The organism is Burkholderia lata, assembly GCF_000012945.1.
In the GTDB taxonomy this organism is placed as follows: Bacteria; Pseudomonadota; Gammaproteobacteria; order Burkholderiales; family Burkholderiaceae; genus Burkholderia; species Burkholderia lata.
The window spans coordinates 1,202,247-1,222,293 of record NC_007509.1; the positions used below are offsets into that span (position 1 = coordinate 1,202,247).

Genomic DNA, 20,047 nt, shown 5'->3' on the forward strand with positions numbered 1-20,047 from the left:
TACGTGTTCCGCCGCCTGCCGGCCGCCGCGCCGGTTCGGCGCGACGCGGCGCGCTCAGTGCGCCGGGTTTTCCAGTTCCTGCGGTTCGGGCGCGGGGGCGCGCTGCGACGTCATGATCGCGATCGCGGCCAGCGTGGCCGGCACCGCGAGCATCGACAGGATCGCGTCGAACTTCCAGCCGAGCCCCAGCAGCGCACCGCCGATCGCGGAGCCGAAGATGCTGCCGAAGCGCCCCATCCCGAGCATCCAGCTCACGCCGGTGGCACGCGCAACCGTCGGGTAGCGTCCCGGCGCATAGGCGTTCAGCCCCGTCTGCGCGCCGCTCATGAAGAAGCCGGCCGCGAACACCAGCAGCGCGAGCGACGACGACAGCGCACCGGCCCATGCGAGCACGGCCACGCACAGCCCGCCGCCGAGATACGCGGCGCCGATCACCGGCGCCGGCCGCACCTTGTCCATCAGCCAGCCGACGCCGATCGCGCCGATCGTGCCGCCGATCTGGAACATCGCGGTCACGTTCGCGGCTGTGCTGACGGACAGGCCCGCATCCTTGATCAGCGTCGGCAGCCAGCCCGTCAGCAGGTAGATCACGAGCAGGCCCATGAAATACGTGATCCACAGCGACACGGTGACGAACCCGTAGCCTTGCGAAAACAGCACGCCGATCGGCCTGCGCGTCGGCAGCGGCGGTTCGTTCGACACGAATGTTTCGTTGCCGGCGAACTGCCCGCCGCACACGCGGTTCAGCAACGCGGCGATGCGCTGCGACGGCGCGCCGCGCACGGCCAGCAGCCGGGCCGATTCGGGCAACAGCCACAGCTGCAGCGGAATCAGCAGCAGCGGCAGCGTGCCGCCGAACAGCAGCACCGCGCGCCAGCCGTGCAACGGAATCAGCCAGCCCGCGACGAACCCGATCAGCGCCGAGCCGAGATTGAAGCCCGTGAACATCACGGTGATCATCAGCGCGCGCATCCGCTTCGGCGCGTACTCCGACAGCAGCGTCGTCGTGTTCGGCATCGCCGCGCCGAGGCCGATACCTGTCAGCAGCCGCAGCATCGCCATCTCGAACGGCGTGTGTGCCTGGGCGGTCACGATCGTGAACACGCCGAACAGGAACACCGACGCGATCAGCACGCGCTTGCGCCCGAACCGGTCCGCGCTCGGGCCGGCCACCAGCGCGCCGATCACCAGGCCGATCGGCGCCGCGCTCATCACGAGCCCGAACTCGGGCCGCGAGATCGCCCAGTCATGGATGATCGACGGCGCGACGAAGCCCATGATCGCGACGTCCATCCCGTCGGCGATCACGACGAGGCAGCACAGCACGACCAGCAGCCACTGATAGCGTGTCACCGGCCGGTCGTCGATGAACGACTTGATGTCGATTACCCTTCCGTTTCCCATCATGTCTCTCCTGTCTCCTTGGCGACGATCGATCATTTCGATTCGTCATCCTATTTATATGACTTGATACGGCGCCGAATTCGCGAGACGAAGGCGCATAGCCACGCGCCTTCGTCACCCGTCACCCGTCACGTGTTGTGCGGCTGCTCCGCACCATCCCAGCCGAGCGGCCCCGCGCTCTTGCCCGCGACCGAGTACAGCGCGCCGGGCGCGTTCCGGGTGCGCTGGAACGCCTCCAGCGATTCGCCGCGCATCGCCGCGTAGATGTGCAGGTTCGAAACGCCCGTCACCGCGCCGAGCTTTTCCAGCAGGAAGAAGATCACGCCGTAACGCAGCAGGCCCGGCCAGTCGCGCCGGCGGATCAGGTCGCGCTCCTGTTCGCTGAGGCCGGCCGCGTCGAAACTCGCTTCGGGGTCGCTCAGAAACAGCGCGCGATGCGCGGGCTCGATCATCCGGTGCAGGTAGTTGTTGATCCGGTACGCGTCGACGGCCTTCGCGATCGTGAACGGATAGGTACCCGGCAACTGCTCGACGCCGGCGAGCTCGGCCGCGATCCGCTGCCGGTGCCGTTCGGCCGCCGCCGTGTCGATGTCGGTATCCGCCGGCTCGTAGACGGCCGTCGCGATGCCCGTCATCGACGGCAGGTAATAGCTGCGATGCCGGCACACGACACCGGCCGGCAACGCGCCGCGCATCGTGAGCCACATCACGACCTCGGCGCCTTCGTAGCCGCCGAGCGTCGCGTATTCGGCGAGCGGCATGCCGGCGAGACGTTCAGGATCGCGCTCGAGCAGGTCGAGAAAGCGGGCGTCCCATTCGGGATGGTTGAAGCCGGCGCGTTCGCCGTGCACCTGGTGCGACAGCCCGCCCGTTGCGACGATCGCGACGCGCAGATCTTCCGGATAGCTTTCGATCGCGCGGCGCAGCGCCTGGCCGAGCCGGTAGAAGCGGCGCGCGGACGGCACCGGCAACTGCAGCACGCCCATCTGCAGCGGCACCAGTCGCACCGGCCAGTCGGGCTGGTGCGGGCACAGCACCGACAGCGGCGAGAAGCAGCCGTGATCGAGCGGCTTGTTCTGGAAGAACGACATGTCGAACTCGTCGGCCATCAGCGACTGGCCGATGTGCGCGGCAAACGCCGGGTGCCCGGCGATCGGCGGCAGGTCGCGCGCGCCGCCGCCTTCGTCGGCCGGATGCCACTGCGGCCCGACGCCAAGGGCGAACGCCGAGTAGTGATCGAAGAAGAACGACGTGACGTGGTCGTTGTAGATGAACAGCAGCACGTCGGGGCGCCGGTCGGCGAGCCACGCGGCCAGCGGCGCGAAGTTCTCGAAGATCGGTGCCCACACGGGGTCGTCGCGCTTGTTCTTGTCGAACGCGAACCCGATCGTGGGCGTGTGGGAGGCCGCGATGCCCCCGATGATGCGTGCCATGCCAATGCTCCTTCGTGATGCTCGATTGCGGCCCGGCCCGCCTGGCCGTCCGCGACAGAATGAATGGTGCGCGCCCGTGGCTTACGCGTAGCCGCGCGGTTGCGGCGCGAGGCTGCGCTTGACGACCAGCGCGAGCGGGACGGTGAAGACAAAGTGCGACATGAACCCGCCGATGATCACGTTCGGGTCGAAGTAGTTCGGGTGGTTGCTCGACGCGATCATGATCATCACGTGCATCACGATCCACGCGACGATGGCAAAGAACAGCGCGACGAACGTCGCTTCGAAGCCGCGCCGGCGGAACCACGGCCAGATCGCCGCGAACACGATGCCCCACGCCATCGCGAACGCGAAATGAATCGCGGTGCCGATGAAATACGACCCGATGCCGAGCGCGTCCTGCACGCCCTTGCCGAACACGAGCCCCGTCGCGTTGCGCGGGATGCCGGCCAGCGGCATCAGGTGCTGCGCGCCGACCCAGACCAGCGCCTCGTAAACCCAGATCAGCACCGCGCCGGCCAGGCCGCCGCGAACGCCCGCGCGCACCGTATCCGCCCACACGGCCCGGTCCGGCGATACATCGGCGTGCATGCCGCCCGCCGGCTTTCCGGCTCCCAACGTCTGCTGTCGTCCCATTGCACTGCCTCGCTCGTCAGATGGGCGCATCGCTCGCGGAACGCCCGGGGTGGTCGGACAAACAATGAATCAGATGGCGGTCCGCTACGCCGGCAACTGCGCCGATGCGGCTGCCGGGATCGAAAGTACGCAACCGCCGATCGCACCACGTAGTCGGGGGAAACCCTTAAATTTCGTCGAATTGGCATGACGTCTGCGCCGTTCGGCACGACGCCATTCATCCGACGGATCGCCGGAACGCCCGCCGGATATGGCGCCCGCGCCCGGGCTCGCACCGGGCCGCCGGCCCCGCCATCGGCCCCCGCTCGCCGAACCCGATAAACAAAACAGATAGGCCGATAAGCACGATGCAAGCTGCTGCGCCGCCGTTCCGGTAAAGTCGTTCGACATCTGCCGCCGGTGCATTGCGCCCCCACCGGCATGCCACGCGGCCCGTCCGCACCCGACCGCCCATGGACGACACCGAACTCCCGAACCTCGCCTGCCTGTACGCGGTGCAGCGTGTAGCCGACACCGGCAGCGTGAGCCGCGCGGCCGCGACGCTGTTTCGTGCGCAATCGGCCGTCACGCGCGCCGTGCAGGAAATCGAAACGGCGCTCGGCGAGCCGCTGTTCGACCGCAAACCGTCGGGCATGCTCGCGACGCCGGTCGGACGCGCGGTGTTGAAGCGCGGCGAGCGCGTGTTCGCCGAACTCGGCGAGCTGGCGAACTGGTGCGCGCTGCGCCAGTCGCGCCGGCGGGCCTCGGCCGAGGGCGGGCTGCCCGCCTACCTGCTCAACACGCGGCGGCTTCAACTGTTCTCGACGCTCGCGCGGCACCGGCACATGCCGAGCGCCGCACGCACGCTCGGCGTCACGCAGCCGGCCGTCAGCAGCGCGATCCGGATTCTCGAAAGCGGCGCGGGATTCGCGCTGTTCCATCGCCATCCGCGCGGCCTGCTGCTGACGACCGACGGCGAAACGTTCCTGCTGCACGTGCGGCGCGCGCTGAACGAATTGCGGCATGTCGCCGACGACGTCGCGGCGCTGCACGGCAGCATCCAGGGCGTCGTGACCGTCGGCGCGCTGCCGCTCGGCCGCACGCTGATGCTGCCCGAGGCCGTCGCACGCGTCGTCACGCGCTTCCCGAAGGTGCGCGTGATCACCGACGAAAGCGCATACGAAGCGCTCGTCGCGGGCGTGCGCGCGGGCGATATCGACTTCATCCTCGGCGCGCTGCGCGCGAGCGACCCGACGAACGACCTCGGAAACGAACGGTTGATGTCGGAGAGCCTCGTCGTGCTGGCGCGGCGCGATCATCCGCTCGCCAGCGTGCGCAACCTCGGCATCAAGAGCCTCGCCAGTGCGCAATGGATCCTGCCGCGCATTCATTCGCCCGCACGCGGCCTGTTCGAAGCGCTGTTCCGACGGATGAAGCTCAGGCCGCCGATGCCGACGGTCGAGACGGCCGACCTCGCGGTGATCCGCGGCCTGCTGCTGCACACCGACATGCTCGCGGTGCTGTCCGCTCAGCAGCTGCGTTACGAGTGCGATTCGGGCTTGCTGGCCGTGCTCGACGTCCCGCCGATGCGCGAGACGACGCGCGATATCGGGTTGATGACGCGCACCGGCAGCCCGCCGTCACCGGCCGCCCGCGCGTTGATCGACGCGATCCGCATCGTGGCGACCGAGGTGGCGCGCGCGCCGCATGCTGCCGTCGGGCGATAAGGAAAGCGCATGGCTGTCGCGGCGGGTTCGCATTGCATGCGCTTCTGCGACGAACCGACAATATCCCGCAGTGGCCGGTCGGCGCGGCATCGATTCGCGGCGCCGTCATAAGCGCGCCGGATACCGTCCGTCGTGACGGCCGCTATCCCCAATCGTGAAGGAGCGACACGCATGAACGATTCGACGATCGCATTCATCGGATTCGGCGAAGCCGGCGGCCTGCTGGGCGGCGCACTGGCCGCGCGAAACGTGCGCGTGACGATGTACGACCGGCTGCTCGACGACGCGCACGCCGCGCCGGCGATGCGCAACAGGGCCGCGCGCCTGAACGTGCGGGTCGCACCCACCCTCGCCGATGCAGTCCGCGATGTGCGGTGGATCGTCTCCGCCGTCACGGCGTCGTCCGATGCCGACGTCGCCGACGCCGTGGCCGCGTGCATCCGGCCGGGCCAGACTTTCATCGACATCAACTCGGTATCGCCGGCGATGAAACAGCACGGCCAGCAACGGATCGAAGCCGCCGGCGGCCACTATGTCGAAGCAGCCGTGATGGCGCCCGTGCCGCCGTACGGGCTCGCCGTGCCGATGCTGCTGGGCGGTCCGCAGGCCGAAGCGATTGCATACGAGCTGAAGGCGCTCGGCTTCAATGCCCGGGCCGTGTCGGCTCGGGTCGGCGTCGCGTCGGCGGCCAAGATGTGCCGCAGCGTGATGATCAAGGGCATCGAAGCGCTGACCGTCGAATGCCTGAGCGCCGCTCGCGCGTACGGCGCCGACGCGCTCGTGCTCGCGTCGTTGCGGCAGACATTCGACCAGTTCGCGACGTCGCCCGACCTGCCCGGCTACCTGATCGGCCGCGTCGCCGAACACGGCCGCCGGCGCGCGGCGGAGATGCGCGAAGTGTGCGAGACGTTGCGCGAAGGCGGCATCGCGCCGGAGATGAGCGCGGCATGCGTGCGTGTGCAGGATCGCTTCGTCGACAGGATGGCCGAGCGCGGGCTCGACTACGACGCGCTGCTGCCGTTCGACTGGGCGCAGACGCTCGACCTGCTGGACGGCCGGCAACGGTAGAAACCGGCCACGCCGCCGCGCCGACATCGCGACGAACGCGGTCGACGCCGTTCAATCCGCTAGCGAAGCGCCTGCTCCGCCGAAAACGCGTGTTCCACGAAGCGGATCACGTCGTCGAGCGACGACGTGCAGGGGGCCCCCACCGCGAGCTCGCGAAACGCACCGTCCGGCCCGAAGCAGATGAGCGGCTTGCCCCAGCGCTGCGCGAGCGCAATCTCCTCGGCCGTGCCATGCCCACCCGGCAGCGCAACGATCAGGTCGCTGCTCAGCACGTTCACGTAGTTGCGGTTGATCGTATCCGGGGCGGCGTCCGGCTCGCGGCGCGGCAGCGGCGTGAGGATCGGGATGTCGACGAACGGATGCGGATAGCCGTCGAGCGGCACGAAACCCGCGAGCGGATCGGCGTGCGTCGGCAGGATGCCGATCGAGCGGCCGGCCCGCCCCGGCACGCCGGCGAACGCGCGTGCGACCGCCAGCATCACGCCCTGCCCGCCGCCGGTCAGCAGGTTGAAACCGGCCTGCGCGAGCCAGGCGCCGAGCGGCTCCGAAAACGCGAGCCACGGCTCCTTGCCCGAGCCCATCACGCCGATCGTCCTGTTCTGCTGTTGCATCGTGGTTTCCGGTGAAGTCGTTGGGTGACGCGCGATCGCCGCACTCATTCGAGTTCGACGCCCTTGAGCTCGGGAATCAGGAACAGCGTCGCGACCATGTCGAGCACGTAGAGGCCGGCGAGCAGCGCGATGGCCGTCTGGAACGAGTAGTGCGCGGCCAGCGCGCCGACCGCAACCGGGCCAAAGCCGCCGACCGCGCGGCCGATGTTCCACAGCACGTTCTGCGCGGTGGCGCGTGCGGCCGTCGGATAGCCTTCCGACATCAGCGTCCCGTAGCCGCCGACCATCCCGTTGACGAACATGCCCATCAGCGCACCGGCCCACAGCATCGCGGTCGGGTCAGACAGCTGCGCATACGCGATGACCGTCACGACCGCGCCGAGCTGGTACAGCAGGAACGTCGGCTTGCGCCCGATGCGGTCGGCCAGCTGCCCGAACACCCAGACGCCGATCATCATCCCGACGACCGTCGCCGCCGTCCACAGCCCCGACTTCGTCAGCGAGAAGCCCATCTGTTTCGACAGGAAGGTCGGCAGCCAGATCATGATCCCGTAGTAGCCGAAGTTCTGGACCGAACACAGAATCACGATGCCGAGGCTCGTGCGCGCGGTGCGGCCGTCCGCGACGAGCAGGCGGAACGCGTTGGGCTTCGGCTGCGCTGCGCGCTGCACGAACGCTTCAGGCTCGTGCAGCTTGTTGCGCATCGCCCAGGCGAGCAGCGCGGGCAGCACGCCGACCACGAACATCCCGCGCCAGCCGATGTGCATCAGCAGGAACGGCGTCAGCAGGGCGGCCAGCAGTACGCCGGCCTGCCAGCCGAGCGCGACGTAGCACGACACGCGTGCGCGCTTGCTGGCCGGCCACGCTTCCGCCGCGAGCGCCATGCCGATCCCGAACTCGCCGCCCAGCCCGATGCCCGCGATGGTGCGGTACACCAGCAGATCCTCGAAACCCTGCGCGAACGCGCACAGCCCGGTGAAGATCGCGAACAGCAGGATCGTCCAGGTCAGCACGCGCACACGCCCGTAACGGTCGCTCAGTGCACCGAACAGGATGCCGCCCGCGACGGCGCCGATCAGCGTCCACGTGACCAGCGCGCCGCCCTGCCCGGGCGTCAGGTGCAGCGCCGCCGTGATCGCCGGCAGCATGAAGCCGAGGATCAGCAGGTCGAAGCCGTCCATCGCATAGCCGATCGCCGATCCGGCCAGCGCTTTCCACGCGTACGCGCCGACCTGCTCCACGCGCGGGGCCGACGGGCCGCCGAGCGACGAAGATTTCATGTTTGCTGCCATGGTGTCCTGCCACGATTGTCCGGCGACATTCTAAGGCCTGTGCCGGTGCCCGACGGGCCGGCGGGCCAGCCCGCGGCAAGGGTCCGCGCGCGCGTCGACACCCGCTTGCGGGACGGCGAGCGGGAATCTGCGGGTCATGAACGGGAGGGAAAAACGGCGATCCGGTGTCGGCGGCAAGGCCGGCGATGTCGCGGTCAGGCCCGACACCGGATGAAAAACAGCATGCTGCCGGAGTGTTACCGGCCGGCCCGCTTGTGCGAACCGGACGGCGCCGGTTGGCCTCGCGGCCCGGCCGGCTTCAGCCCTGATCGTCTCCGGGCCACCAGGTCTTGGCCTCGCGGTCGACGGCGAGCGTATCGAGATCCTTGCCTTCGAGCCATTTCGGCCGCGGGCCGCGGCCCGACCATGAGCGGCCGGTCGTCGGATCGTAGAATTTGGCAGGTGCCTTGCGTTTTCGCTGGACGATATAGCCAAGCGCGCTCAGCACTTCCTGCTGCGAAATTCCCAAAAGCTCGACCTGTTCCTTGAATGCCGCGAGCGCGGCTTGCTTCTCCTTCTGCTTCGCATCCGACAGCTTGATATTCAGGTCCCGAAGTTGTGCTTCGAGTTCCTGCAGGGCCTGGGTCATGTATTCATCCTCTTTGGGCATGTTTTCGCAAAAAGCTCCGATGGCGGAACCTACCACGAAGTTCCGCCGATGGGGGCTGTCAAATGTGTGAATCGTTTGTTTGAGCCGGCATGGCTTGCGCGATACGCACTAAACGACGTCGCGCGTCAATCAATGACAGACAGGACCGGGCCGGCAACGCGCAGCTCACCATGTACGAAAGCACGGCGAACGGCTGCGGAAAATAAGCGCCGCCCCTGGCACGGGCGCGGCATGGCGCGAATGATAGCAGTGCTCGGCGTCGTGTTGCAGAAGACGGCGGCCGGCGTCGATGCGGATACGTCCGATTACTGGCCGACGTCGCAGGCGTCCCACGCGATCCGGTCGAACAGCGCGCGCAGCTTCGCGCCGCGCGCCGCGTTCAGCGCGGCCGCATGCGCGACGCGCCCGGCGAGATGCGCGCGGAAGTCCGGATGCGCATCGCGATTCTGCGACGCCGGCCCGCTCCGGATGCAGTTGGTCAGGATGGCCTTCAGGAGATCGAACTCATCGCGCGCCAGATTCGGATGACGATTGACGACCACGCCGGCCAGTTGCTGCCGCATGCCGCGCCGCATCACGCGTGTCTTGCGCAGTTGCAGCGCAAAACCCTCGTCGAGCGCGATCGCGGCAACCCGGACCTGCAGCCGCTCGACGTCGCGTGCCAGCGCGCCGCCGCCGGAAAAGGCGAGATCGTCGGCATAGCGCGTGTAGGTGGCACCGAGCGAACGCGCGAGCGCGGCGAGCCGCATGTCGAACCGGAACGCGCTCAGGTTCGCCAGCGCCGGCGACGTCGGCGCGCCTTGCGGCAGGTGCCGCTCGCGATAGCGCTGGCGAGCAATCCAGTCGAACCGGTCGCGCAGGTCCGGCGCGAGCAGCCGCGCGGACGGCACGCGATTGGTGCACAGCCCGGTGAGCGTGCGCGCGACTTCGACCGGGTACCCGAGCGTGACGAACAGCGCGTGCACGCGCGCGGCGCGTATCGATACGAAGAAATCCGCCAGATCGAAACGGACGACGACATCGCGATCCGCATGCGGCGCCGCGAACGACACGATGCCGTGCCCCTTGCGAAAACCGTGCACCGCACCGTGCGGCGCGATGCGATCGAGCAGCCCGTGCAGGATGCGGCGCTGCGCTTCGCGCAGCCGGCCTTTCGGGATTTCGACGAGGCGGCTGCCGCCGCTGCGCTTGTCGTGCGCCACATAGGTGTAGTGATGCAACGGCGTGGCGCTGCTGCGTGCGTCGACGCGCCAGTGGTCGGACAGCCAGTCGAGTTCCGCCGCGCTCACGCCGAGCCAGGCGGCAAGATCGCCGGGCGTCGCCCATTGCGGCACGTCGCAGCCGGCGAGCGGCGCCGGCAACGGCTGCTGGACGAGTGGGCGTCGCACGACGCGGATCGCGGCGGGCCGATCGCTGCCGTACCAGGCGAGCACGAAAGCCGGCGCATCGGCGAGGTCCGCCGCAAGCGTCTCGATGTCGACGTCGGCCCAGCGCGCACCGAAGCGTGCGAGCGCGGCATCCGCGACTTCGTGCGTCCACGGTGGCGCGCCGCCGAGCACGGCCGCCATCCGGGCCAGGACGCCGGGGCGTTCAGGTTCGCCGGCCAGCATCGCTTCGGCAATCGTGCGGGTGGTGTCGAACAGGGAGCCGGACATGGGAATCGATGGGCGGGACGATGAGCCAACGTGACTGGTGCTGCGAGGAGTCGCGTTGCGCAACGCGCAACCGTGCTCCTTGCGACGCATCGGGGTGTCGATCTGATCCACGGGGTAGCCCCGTAGTCCTGGAACATCGGCTGCCTGTTCCGGGCGTGTGCTTGACCCACCGGCCCGCGATGCGACTTTAATGGCCGCGAACGCGGCGTGTCAAACCAGGTGGCGATCCGGCGCCGCCGCGGCAGGCCGGATCGCGACGCGCGCCCTACGCGTGCCGGGAGAACAGTTCGCGGTACGCGATCGGCGCAACGCCGACGCCGGCCATGTTGTTCAGCATCGTGGCCCAGGTCGCGTTGTCGACGCTGACCGGAAACGACCGCACGCGGTTGGCGAGCAGCCAGAAGGTGCGCGTCATGCCGTTGCTCATCGCGACTTCGTACCCGCTTCCCTCGAGCCAGTAGCCGACCGGCGGCAGTGCCACCGGTTCGAGGCGGCCGGCCCGGAACGCGGCGGCGGCCGACGCGTACTTGCCGTCGAGCGGCATGACGCGGCGCGGCACGCAGTCCTGCGAGTTCAGTTGCGGAAACGTCGGGCTCGTGCCGAGCCAGAGGCCGTAGAAGGTCTGCGCGTCGAGATGGACGACGTAGCGCTCCGTCTCGGCGGGCGTCGCCGCCATGTAGCAGTCGGCCTGGCCCGGCACGGCAACGCGCCACATCGCGCGCTTCGCGCTCAGGTCGACCAGCTCGCTCGCCTGCGGCCGCGGCTGGATGGGAGACGGACGTCCCGCTTCGCGCAGGTCGCGCGCGCGATCGAGTCCGATACGAAGACGTGTCAGCATGGGCCCTCTCTTTCTCTCGTCACTTGTTCGAATGAGTCAGGGGACGGGCAATCACATCGTCACACGTTTGCAATATGCGGGCCCGCTGTCCTGACGCTCCCTGCATGGTCGGGAACTCGCGCAGTGTAGCGTCTTTCCGGGCCGGGGCGAGCCGACCTGACCCGCCACACCATCAACCATCGAATCAATATTCGTCGTCGATTATTTAAATATCGAAATAATCAAAAAACAAAAACAACAGTCCGCAGAATTCAAGAAAATCACATTCAAACAAAAATTATCAAATCTTATTAACGATAAATTAATACGATTGGCGCCCTCAAATTCAAATAAATAGTCTGTGTTGTGCGCCGCAACACCGTGATTCAAAAATCAACGAGATACGGAGGCGCAGCACGAATCATTGCATTCGTGCTTTGTCGCAAAGTTTCCACCTTGTCAGGCCACCGTTGATTTCCAGACACTTGTGAATCGGCAATCCGGAAAGACAGACACGTCTTCCCGGGCGTGACCAACGTCGTCCGTTCGCTTTAATTCATTCAATATCAAAGGAAAGTCATGAAGAAGATTGCAACCGTGCTGTTTTCAGCACTGATGCTCGCCTCCACGTGCGCGTCCGCCCAGGCGCTTTGCAAGGCCGGCAAGATCGACAAGATCGAAACCGACACCACCGGCAACTTGCTGGTGACCATTAACGACGGCATCTACTCGTTCAGTGCCAAGGAAGTTTATTCAATTATTTACCAGGCGTATTCGGAAAACAGGAATCTGTTTATCTATGGGAATAATTGCTCGAATGGTTCGCCGGCAGCCCGCTTTGCCATTCGCTAATCGACATTGAAACGCTCGACGATTATCAATACGTGGAGCCCGGGGCTGGATTGACATGCTGGATCCAGCGCCATCGCGGGCTGCGGTGTCGGCGCTGCGCATCACGACACCTGAAGGCCCGCTGCCTGGTCAACCGTCTGTCAGGTCCACCCCGGCACCAATAAAGCGGGCCATGCTTACCATGACGGGACAGGCGCCCAACACTTCGTCGCCCGTTGACCTCATGCTAATGTGCTCGTCACTGTCACCGTGCATGAGCGAAAGGAAATGGGAAAGTGGCTTGCAATTGGCATGGCTGTCGGCGCTGCGGTTGGCGCAGCAACTGAAAGCATGGGCCTGTGGTTGAGCTTGGGAACGGCAATGGGCTGTGCAATCGGAGCCGGCGCCGGCGCCAAAAGGCCGCGCCGGTAGTCACGCGTCGATCGCGCAGCCGTTCGGCGCACATTTGCCCGGAGAGTCGAAGACCGCCTTGCAGCGCCGTATCAAGCGGCCCCGTCACCGGCCGCCTGCGCCCAGGCACGACGCCCGGGCGCAGCCTGCCTGACGGCACCTTCTTCGCGCCGCAGCACTTTCACGCCAGATTGCCCCCTACGACCGCGTGAAAGGACAGCCCCCACCCGCGACTTCCCTGCCCGCTGCCGCGGCCAGCTCCGGCCTCAGGACGAAAGGCAACGACACGATATGCCGCCGCACCGTCGCTTCATCGACGATCGGCGGATGGTCGCGATCCAGATCAACCCCCAGTTCGAGCAACGCATGGGTGATCATGTGAAGCGTGCCGAATTCGGTATCCTCGTTGTCCGCGTTCTCCGCCGTGATCGGCACCCCCGCCGCCAGCACCCGGCCCACACACGCATGCGGCCCCGCTCCGAAAGAAAGCCCGGGGGCGGCAATCCGGCCGGGCGGCACGCGATACGGATTGAACGTGTCCGCGTCCGGCCCGAAGATGTCCGGGTTGCGGTTGGCAGTCGCCATGTCAAACTCGATCACGTCGCCCGCGGCCACCTCGCCGCCGTCCGGGATATGCATCGGACAGGACGCCCGGCGCAACGAGACAACCTGCGGCGGATGAAGCCGTATCGCTTCCCAGATGAATTTCTGCAGCGTGGCGGGTTCGGCCAGCAGCGTCTCTCGCGTGCCGGGATGATCGCGACACCACGTCAGGATGTCGAGCATGATGAAGCACAGCGTATTCGCCTGTGTGGCCGCGCTGGCCAGCAGAAACAGCGCGGCATCCTTGACCATGACGTCGTGAGGCAGTTCGCCGTTCGGGTAGTTGACCAGCATCACGGTCATCACGTCTTTCGGCAGTTCCGCACCCTGATCGATCAATGCCTGCCGACGCCTGGCCGACGGGACATAGAAATCGCGCTCGAACTCCACGAGCGCTTCCCGGATTTTCCGGTTCGCGTCGTCCACGCTCCCGGACAATAATTGTTCGACGGTCGATACGTGGGCCAATCCGCGAATGATCTTGAGGATGCGGTTCGTCTCCTCCTCGGTGCCGACCCGGTCGATACCGGTGACGTCGGAGGTCAGATTGACCAGCGCCTGAAACGCCAGGATGGCCACGTCGCCCCGCCCTTCGGCGACGACGGGCTTCAGCACCTGATCGAGCGCGGCGGGCAACACACGGTTCTGGTAGTCGCGAAAGAATTCACGGGTGAACAGGCTGTTGAGCGCCTGGCGCTTTCTCAGGTGCGCGTCGCCGTGAAGGTTGACGACCGTATCCTTCATGAAGAACAAGGCCGGGTCGTACATGGCCTGTCGAAGGGTCTTGTCCTTCATCGTCTTTTCCGCATCGCGATAGGTATCGATTCTATGTTTCATGACTTTCTCTCACTCCCTATAATTTCGTTGTCCGAATACTTTCTGAACCGGGCATCCGCATGAACACCCCTCATCCTGCTACTCCAGACCGATAACGATCATGTCGTCGGCTGCCCTCGAACAGCACGGGATGAACGACTTGTTCGCCACGCGTTCCGCGGCGGTCAAATATTGATCCCGGTGATCGATGGCGCCCGACACGACCATCGTCTGGCAGGTTCCGCAGTTGCCGGCCTCGCAGGAACTCGGAATGTCGATGCCGGCCTCGACGAGGGCATTCAACGCGGTCTGGTCTTTCCCGACATGGATGATTTGCCCCGTTTCAGCGATCTCGACGTCGAACGCCCGGTCGCCGTCCTGCACCTCGACGGCGGTACCCGTAAAGGATTCCGAATGGACGTGCGTATCCGGCCATCCCGATTGCGTCGCGGCCTGCTTCACCCATGTCACGAAGCCCGACGGGCCACACACGTACAGGTGCGTTCCTGCGGCCGGACTCGACAACACGGCGTTCAGGTCCAGGCGTCGATCGTCAGGCGCGTCGTCGAAATAGAGGTGCGCATTCTGCCGCCATCCGGACTGCCCGATTCTCGTCTGGAAAGCCATGCGCTCCGCGCTTCGCGTGCAGTAATGGAAATCAAAGCTGGCGCTGCGCGACGCCAGCGCTTCCGCCATCGCCAGGACCGGCGTGACCCCGATCCCGCCAGCCAGAAGAAGACTGTGCGTTGCGCCTTCCGCCAGCGGGAAATGGTTTTTCGGCGGGGAAATATCGAGGGTGTGGCCCACCTCGACCGTCTGGTGAATCGCGCGCGATACGCCACGCGATTCCGGTTCGAGGAAGATACCCAACTGATAGCAGTCGGTTGGGCCGGGCGTGTTGCACAACGAATACTGTCGCGACGGCAATCCACGCAAATGGACTTCGACGTGCGCGCCGGCCTCAAAGGCCGGGAGTTTCTGGTCTTCGCGAACGGCGTGCAATTCCAGCACGCAAATGTCCGGCGTTTCATTCCACTTCCGCGTGACTTTCACTGCAAAGGTAGCTGGCATTTCAACGTCTCCCCATTCCTGTTCGATACACGGCCGTCAGGCCGGCGATGCATGTTCGACTCTCCGATGGTTTGCCTTTCGTCGGGACCCATTGAAGCGCCGCGCGCAAGTTCCGGGCAAACCTGTCGCTCGGGCCTCCTCGTACTTTGGAATCGAAACAGGGTTTCCCCGAACCGCCGCAGGGTCGCAACAAGCGCAGCGCTCGCCACGCATCATCCGGCGGAACATGCGCCGGATTGCGCGCTTGCCATGCATGCGGATTCGGCGCCGAGGCTAGTCGCGTTCCGGAATTTGACAAGACGCATGACGTCTCGTCGCAACGCGCATGACTGCGCTTTAAAGGGATTTCCCCGGCGCGTCCGCAAGCCGCTTGTTGCTACACTGAAAAACGCAGCCAGCAGCGCAATGCGACGGACCGCGGATACCGTCCGACAGGCGCGCGGCCAACGGAGACACGATGCAGCCCGGAAAACTTTCCTCCTCGCCTGTCCGTACGCGATGTCGCAACGGTCCATCCGGCATCGATACCGTGTGGCCCAAACCGCAGCAGGGGGAACGGATCGCAAACAAGGCCATGATGACGCCGCTCGCGCGCGGCCTGTCGATCCTGTCGGCCTTCGATGGCCGCACACCGTCGCTGAGCAACCTCGACATCGCACACGCGACCGGCCTGCCGGCGCCAACCGTGCTGCGGCTGTCGCGCTCGCTCGTGACGCTCGGTTATCTCAACCACGATGAAGCCACCCGCAGGTATTCGCTTGCGCCAGGCTCGCTGGCACTCGGCTATGCCGCGATTTCCGACGCGGACATCCAGCGCGTCGCCAGTGCGGAAATGCGCAAGTTCGCCGAAGAGACCCACACGCTCGTATTACTCGGTACGCGGGATCGGCTCGAAGTGATCGTCCTCGATGCCCAGCGAAGCAGCGAGGCGATCTTCGATCTGCAACTGACGGCGGGAATGCGCGTCCAGATCGCGTATTCGCTGATGGGCTGGACCTTGATGGCCGTTCTTCCCGAAGCCGAACGCACCTATTTGCACAGGAAAGTGGAACGGCGGGCGGGCCAGCTATGGGCGCCGATCCGGCAACGCATGCTCGAGAAAATCGATCAGGTCCGGGACCTGGGCTTTGCGACCTTGCACGGACACTGGGAACCGGAAATCGCGGGCGTCGCCGCGCCGATCCTGCTACCCGGCCGGCCGCCGGTCGTCCTCGCCTGCGTCAGCCGCGCGGGCGCGCAGTCGAAGGTTCAGGTCGAACGGGAACTCGGCCAGCGGCTCGCCGCGCTCGCGCGCACGCTCGAAGCGGTGTGCCGGACGGCGACCGATTCGAACCACGGCGAGATGCCGCCCGAGCATCCATCGCTTCATCTCGAGGCCGCGACGCGTCGCCCGGCTCAAATCACGATGACACTGGATCGCGGGCTGCAACTCCTGCGCGCGTTTCATGCCGAGCGAGCACCCCGAACGATCCGGGAGCTCGAATGCGAGACCGGGATGTCGAGATCGGCCGCCGCACGCCTGACGTCGACACTCGTTCACCTGGGCTTCCTCCGCCGCATCGCGGGCAGCCCGCATCTCGAACTGGCGAGCGGCGTATTCTCGATCGGCCAGGCGTTCGTCGAAACGAATGCGGTCAGACGGCTCGCCGGCCCGGTTCTTCAACGGCTGGCCGATCGGCTCGGCGTCTGCGTTGCGCTCGCCGTGCCCGACCGGCTCGACATGCTGTATGTCGCGCATCGCACCAGCAGCCGGATTTCGACGTTGCGGCTGGGCGTCGGCTCGCTGGTGCCGATGAGCACCACGGCGATCGGGCGAGCCTGGCTGTGGGCGCTGCCGGATCACGAACGCGCACGCTACATGATGCCGTTGCTGGAGAAGGCTGGTGCGCAAGCCGTCGAGATCCGGAACCGCATCGAACGCGCATTCGACGAATTGCGCTCCACCGGCGTATGTACGTCGGTCGGCGAGTATCAGCGGCACTCGTACGGGATCGCACTGCCCATTCGCGTCGGCCGCTCGGCCACGCCGATGTCGCTCGCTTGCAGCGCGGTCGACGTCGATCCCGATATCGAGGCGATCAGGCGCCGGATCGCGCCGGAGCTCAGGCGCGCGGCGCTCGAGCTGACGGCCGTGCTCAACCACGCGCACTCGGCACCGTAACGATGCCGATCGCGGTTGCGCGACGCAACATGCCGTGTCACGCCGTTACGGCGCTGAGTACGCAACAAAACTGACAGCCGTCATCGCAACGCCGTAGCATCTCCTTGCCTTGCTTCGGTCAATCATTCAGATTCGTAGTCCTCATATTCCTCTCGCCTGCCCCTTCCAGTGCCTCGCCGGTTCGCGATGCGCCGCGCCGCATGTGTGCCCGACATCGAATATCCCGTGCTCAACGCCTGCACGAGTCCAATGTACGGAAAGCCTTCATCGAATCCGTTGACGCTCGCGCAATGTGCTTCGAAGATCGACCGGCACTTCAGGGTAATAAAACAGGAGACAGATCCAATGAGCATACCTGCCCGCAGCAAGTTGCAAGCCGCCGATTTTGACGTCGTGATCCGGTCGGGCACGATCGTCGACGGCAGCGGTGGACCATCCTACGTCGCCGATCTCGCGATACGCGACGGCAAGATAGTCCGGATCGGCCGGATCGCCGAGCGCGGTGTCGAGGAAATCGATGCGACCGGCCAGATCGTGACGCCCGGCTTCGTCGATATCCATACGCACTACGATGGCCAGGTCACGTGGGAAACCCGGCTGTCGCCCTCCTCGAACCACGGTGTGACGACGGTCCTGACCGGCAACTGCGGCGTCGGTTTCGCGCCATGCCGGTCGACCCAGCGCGACACGCTCGTCAAGGTGATGGAAGGTGTCGAGGACATTCCCGAGATCGTGATGACGGAGGGCATCCCGTGGAACTGGGAGACCTTCCCCGAGTATCTGGATACGCTGAAGGCACGCCGATACGACATCGATTTCGCGACCCAGGTGCCGCACAGCGCGATCCGCGTGTATGTGATGAACGATGGCGACGGGCCGCCTGACGCGGCCCAGCTGCGGCAGATGACCGAGATCGTGCGCGACGCGATCCGGGCGGGCGCGTTCGGCGTCAGCAGCTCGCAGCATGCGGGGCATCGTACGGTCGAAGGCGATCTCGCCCCGAGCGTGAAGGCCGCGACAGACGAACTGTTCGCCCTTGCGGAGGGCCTGAAGGAGGCCGACGGCGGGGTCTTTCAGGTCATCACCGACGGCTACAGCGCGAAGTCCGACGCGGCGAAACAAATGGCCCTGATCCGCAGGATCGCGGAAATCTCTGGCCGCCCGGTCAGTTACTCGCTCCTGCAGAAGGACCACTGCGTCGACCTGCCGGAAGCGATGCTCGCGCTCAACCGCCACGCACAAGCCGACGGGCTCCCTATCCGGGCCCAGGTTTTTCCGCGTCCCGTCGGGCTGATGTTCGGTCTCGGCCTGTCGTTCCATCCGTTTCGATTCCGCCCGAGTTACGAAGCCATTCACGCGCTGCCGCTCGACCAGCGTGTCGCCGCGATGCGCGACCCGGCCCGCCGGCGGGCGATCCTGTCGGAAACGCCGGCGCATCCCAATCCGGTGTTCGTCAACATCGTGAAGGACTTCGAGGATTCGTTCGTGCTGGGCGACCCGCCCAACTACGAACCCACGCCCGACCAGTCGATCCGGGCACAGGCACGGCGCACCGGCACCCCACCCGCCGAACTCGTGTATGACCTGCTGCTCGAACGCGACGGAACCGCGATCCTGCTCGCCCCGTCTTCCAATTATTCGGAGGGCGACCTCGAGGCCGTGCGTCGCATGATGGTCGACGACAACACGCTACTCGCGCTCGGCGACGGCGGCGCGCACTACGGAATGATCTGCGACTCGAGCTATCCGACGACAGTGCTGTCGTACTGGACGCGCGACCGGCCCGAAGGCCGCGTGTCGCTCGAATGGGCAGTCAACAAGCTGTCGCGCCGCAACGCGCTGGCGATCGGCCTGACCGATCGCGGCCTGCTCGCCGAAGGGATGAAGGCCGACATCAACGTGATCGACTACGCGAACCTGACGCTGCACGCGCCGCACCCCGTTCACGATCTCCCTGCCGGCGGTCGGCGGCTCGTCCAGTCCGCGGACGGCTACACCGCGACGCTCGTGAACGGCGTCATCACCTACCGCGACGGCCAGCCGACCGGCGCGCTCCCCGGCCGCCTGCTGAGGAGCGGCGACTATGCGTGATGCCACGATCGATCAACGCAGCACTATGCGCCTGGACGGCAAGGTCATCGTGGTGACGGGCGCGTTCGGGCAACTGGGACGCGCGGTCACCGACGCACTGCTGCACCTGCACACCAGGGTGGCCATGCTCGACGTTCACGACGGCCGCGCGCCGGACGGCGCGCACGCATGGCGCGTGGACCTCGCGTCGCTGGACGACACGCGCACCGCGATGAACGAGATCGCTGCACAGTGCGGCCGCATCGACGGCCTCGTGAACATCGCGGGCGGCTTCACGTGGACAACACTCGAAGACAGCGACGACCTGTCGGAATGGAAGCGAATGGTCGCGATCAATGCGCTGACCTGCGTGACCGCATCAAAGGCCGCGCTACCGCATCTCGTGCAAAGCGGCGGCGCGCGCATCGTCAACATCGGCGCGGCGAGCGCCGTGCGCGCGACCGCCGGCATGGGCGCCTACGCGGCCGCGAAATCGGCCGTCGCCCGCTTCACCGAAGCGCTGTCGGAGGAACTCAAGGTCCGCAACATCACGGTCAATGCGGTGTTGCCCGGCATCATCGATACCCCGACGAACCGCCAGGACATGCCGGATGCCGACTTCGACGCGTGGGTGACGCCGCGGGACGTCGCAGGCGTGATCGCGTTTCTGTTGTCCGATGCGGCGCGGCCGATCACGGGTGCATTGCTGCCGGTAACGGGAGGATTGATGCGCACCTGACGCCGCCGGCCTCCGGCCGCCATGCGGCTGGAGGCCGGCATTACGCTCGCTTGCAATAATTAGCCATACGAATC

The 20,047-nt window shown here is 66.2% G+C and carries 16 protein-coding genes; 6 read left to right on the top strand and 10 right to left on the bottom strand.

The window, feature by feature from the left end; genetic code table 11:
* Nucleotides 1–54 precede the first annotated feature (54 nt).
* The 3 genes from BCEP18194_RS05105 to BCEP18194_RS05115 all read right to left on the bottom strand — a co-directional run bounded on the left by BCEP18194_RS05105 (nt 55) and on the right by BCEP18194_RS05115 (nt 3,428).
* Entirely contained in the window at nt 55–1,404 is a 1,350-nt protein-coding gene (locus tag BCEP18194_RS05105) for an MFS transporter (protein WP_041492512.1), read from the bottom strand.
* A gap of 128 nt (nt 1,405–1,532) precedes the next feature.
* On the bottom strand, nt 1,533–2,837 hold the full coding sequence (locus BCEP18194_RS05110; protein WP_011350258.1) for a gallate dioxygenase: 1,305 nt from the start codon (nt 2,835–2,837) through the stop codon (nt 1,533–1,535).
* An 81-nt stretch (nt 2,838–2,918) separates the two neighbouring features.
* Entirely contained in the window at nt 2,919–3,428 is a 510-nt protein-coding gene (locus tag BCEP18194_RS05115; RefSeq protein ID WP_085964589.1) for a hypothetical protein, read from the bottom strand.
* Nucleotides 3,429–3,925: 497 nt separating this feature from the next.
* Between BCEP18194_RS05115 and BCEP18194_RS05120 the strand changes: the two genes are divergently transcribed.
* Together BCEP18194_RS05120 and BCEP18194_RS05125 are read left to right on the top strand one after the other, a co-directional pair.
* The gene (locus BCEP18194_RS05120) at nt 3,926–5,179 is read left to right on the top strand and encodes a LysR family transcriptional regulator (RefSeq protein ID WP_011350261.1); all 1,254 of its coding nucleotides are present in this window, start codon (nt 3,926–3,928) and stop codon (nt 5,177–5,179) included.
* A gap of 171 nt (nt 5,180–5,350) precedes the next feature.
* Nucleotides 5,351–6,247: an NAD(P)-dependent oxidoreductase gene (locus BCEP18194_RS05125; protein WP_011350262.1), complete on the top strand. Its 897-nt coding sequence runs from the start codon at nt 5,351–5,353 to the stop codon at nt 6,245–6,247.
* A 59-nt stretch (nt 6,248–6,306) separates the two neighbouring features.
* On the opposite strand, the gene BCEP18194_RS05130 is transcribed toward BCEP18194_RS05125, so the two are convergent.
* The 5 genes from BCEP18194_RS05130 to BCEP18194_RS05150 all read right to left on the bottom strand — a co-directional run bounded on the left by BCEP18194_RS05130 (nt 6,307) and on the right by BCEP18194_RS05150 (nt 11,292).
* Entirely contained in the window at nt 6,307–6,858 is a 552-nt protein-coding gene (locus tag BCEP18194_RS05130; protein WP_244272799.1) for a DNA-binding protein, read from the bottom strand.
* Between the two features lie 44 nt (nt 6,859–6,902).
* Nucleotides 6,903–8,150, bottom strand: a complete 1,248-nt coding sequence (locus BCEP18194_RS05135; RefSeq protein ID WP_011350264.1) for an MFS transporter — start codon at nt 8,148–8,150, stop codon at nt 6,903–6,905.
* Between the two features lie 298 nt (nt 8,151–8,448).
* Complete coding sequence (locus tag BCEP18194_RS05140; protein WP_011350265.1) at nt 8,449–8,778, bottom strand: H-NS family nucleoid-associated regulatory protein; 330 nt, start codon at nt 8,776–8,778, stop codon at nt 8,449–8,451.
* A gap of 326 nt (nt 8,779–9,104) precedes the next feature.
* Nucleotides 9,105–10,454, bottom strand: coding sequence for a reverse transcriptase family protein (locus BCEP18194_RS05145; RefSeq protein ID WP_041492513.1), 1,350 nt, complete (start codon nt 10,452–10,454; stop codon nt 9,105–9,107).
* Nucleotides 10,455–10,719: 265 nt separating this feature from the next.
* The gene (locus tag BCEP18194_RS05150; protein ID WP_011350267.1) at nt 10,720–11,292 is read right to left on the bottom strand and encodes a plasmid fertility inhibition factor family protein; all 573 of its coding nucleotides are present in this window, start codon (nt 11,290–11,292) and stop codon (nt 10,720–10,722) included.
* Nucleotides 11,293–11,850: 558 nt separating this feature from the next.
* Here BCEP18194_RS05150 and BCEP18194_RS05155 point away from each other — a divergent pair.
* A complete protein-coding gene (locus tag BCEP18194_RS05155; RefSeq protein ID WP_011350268.1) occupies nt 11,851–12,123 on the top strand; it encodes a hypothetical protein in 273 nt (90 codons plus the stop codon).
* 588 nt (nt 12,124–12,711) lie between these two features.
* On the opposite strand, the gene BCEP18194_RS05160 is transcribed toward BCEP18194_RS05155, so the two are convergent.
* Together BCEP18194_RS05160 and BCEP18194_RS05165 are read right to left on the bottom strand one after the other, a co-directional pair.
* The gene (locus tag BCEP18194_RS05160) at nt 12,712–13,953 is read right to left on the bottom strand and encodes a cytochrome P450 (RefSeq protein WP_011350269.1); all 1,242 of its coding nucleotides are present in this window, start codon (nt 13,951–13,953) and stop codon (nt 12,712–12,714) included.
* Nucleotides 13,954–14,031: 78 nt separating this feature from the next.
* Nucleotides 14,032–15,003, bottom strand: a complete 972-nt coding sequence (locus BCEP18194_RS05165) for a PDR/VanB family oxidoreductase (protein WP_011350270.1) — start codon at nt 15,001–15,003, stop codon at nt 14,032–14,034.
* Nucleotides 15,004–15,577: 574 nt separating this feature from the next.
* On the opposite strand from BCEP18194_RS05165, the gene BCEP18194_RS42030 reads away from it, so the two are divergent.
* The 3 genes from BCEP18194_RS42030 to BCEP18194_RS05185 all read left to right on the top strand — a co-directional run bounded on the left by BCEP18194_RS42030 (nt 15,578) and on the right by BCEP18194_RS05185 (nt 19,973).
* Nucleotides 15,578–17,164: an IclR family transcriptional regulator gene (locus BCEP18194_RS42030; RefSeq protein ID WP_244272800.1), complete on the top strand. Its 1,587-nt coding sequence runs from the start codon at nt 15,578–15,580 to the stop codon at nt 17,162–17,164.
* 276 nt (nt 17,165–17,440) lie between these two features.
* Entirely contained in the window at nt 17,441–19,255 is a 1,815-nt protein-coding gene (locus BCEP18194_RS05180) for an N-acyl-D-amino-acid deacylase family protein (protein ID WP_208860685.1), read from the top strand.
* A complete protein-coding gene (locus BCEP18194_RS05185; RefSeq protein WP_011350273.1) occupies nt 19,248–19,973 on the top strand; it encodes an SDR family NAD(P)-dependent oxidoreductase in 726 nt (241 codons plus the stop codon). Before BCEP18194_RS05180 ends, BCEP18194_RS05185 begins: the two co-directional genes overlap by 8 nt.
* Nucleotides 19,974–20,047 lie beyond the last annotated feature (74 nt).

Excerpts from the sequence above, each read along its gene's own strand:
- BCEP18194_RS05105 (WP_041492512.1), bottom strand. The coding sequence starts at position 1,404 with ATGGGAAACGGAAGGGTAATCGACATCAAGTCGTTCATCGACGACCGG.
- BCEP18194_RS05110 (WP_011350258.1), bottom strand. The coding sequence starts at position 2,837 with ATGGCACGCATCATCGGGGGCATCGCGGCCTCCCACACGCCCACGATC.
- BCEP18194_RS05115 (WP_085964589.1), bottom strand. The coding sequence starts at position 3,428 with ATGCACGCCGATGTATCGCCGGACCGGGCCGTGTGGGCGGATACGGTG.
- BCEP18194_RS05120 (WP_011350261.1), top strand. The coding sequence starts at position 3,926 with ATGGACGACACCGAACTCCCGAACCTCGCCTGCCTGTACGCGGTGCAG.
- BCEP18194_RS05125 (WP_011350262.1), top strand. The coding sequence starts at position 5,351 with ATGAACGATTCGACGATCGCATTCATCGGATTCGGCGAAGCCGGCGGC.
- BCEP18194_RS05130 (WP_244272799.1), bottom strand. The coding sequence starts at position 6,858 with ATGCAACAGCAGAACAGGACGATCGGCGTGATGGGCTCGGGCAAGGAG.
- BCEP18194_RS05135 (WP_011350264.1), bottom strand. The coding sequence starts at position 8,150 with ATGGCAGCAAACATGAAATCTTCGTCGCTCGGCGGCCCGTCGGCCCCG.
- BCEP18194_RS05140 (WP_011350265.1), bottom strand. The coding sequence starts at position 8,778 with ATGACCCAGGCCCTGCAGGAACTCGAAGCACAACTTCGGGACCTGAAT.
- BCEP18194_RS05145 (WP_041492513.1), bottom strand. The coding sequence starts at position 10,454 with ATGTCCGGCTCCCTGTTCGACACCACCCGCACGATTGCCGAAGCGATG.
- BCEP18194_RS05150 (WP_011350267.1), bottom strand. The coding sequence starts at position 11,292 with ATGCTGACACGTCTTCGTATCGGACTCGATCGCGCGCGCGACCTGCGC.
- BCEP18194_RS05155 (WP_011350268.1), top strand. The coding sequence starts at position 11,851 with ATGAAGAAGATTGCAACCGTGCTGTTTTCAGCACTGATGCTCGCCTCC.
- BCEP18194_RS05160 (WP_011350269.1), bottom strand. The coding sequence starts at position 13,953 with ATGAAACATAGAATCGATACCTATCGCGATGCGGAAAAGACGATGAAG.
- BCEP18194_RS05165 (WP_011350270.1), bottom strand. The coding sequence starts at position 15,003 with ATGCCAGCTACCTTTGCAGTGAAAGTCACGCGGAAGTGGAATGAAACG.
- BCEP18194_RS42030 (WP_244272800.1), top strand. The coding sequence starts at position 15,578 with ATGATGACGCCGCTCGCGCGCGGCCTGTCGATCCTGTCGGCCTTCGAT.
- BCEP18194_RS05185 (WP_011350273.1), top strand. The coding sequence starts at position 19,248 with ATGCGTGATGCCACGATCGATCAACGCAGCACTATGCGCCTGGACGGC.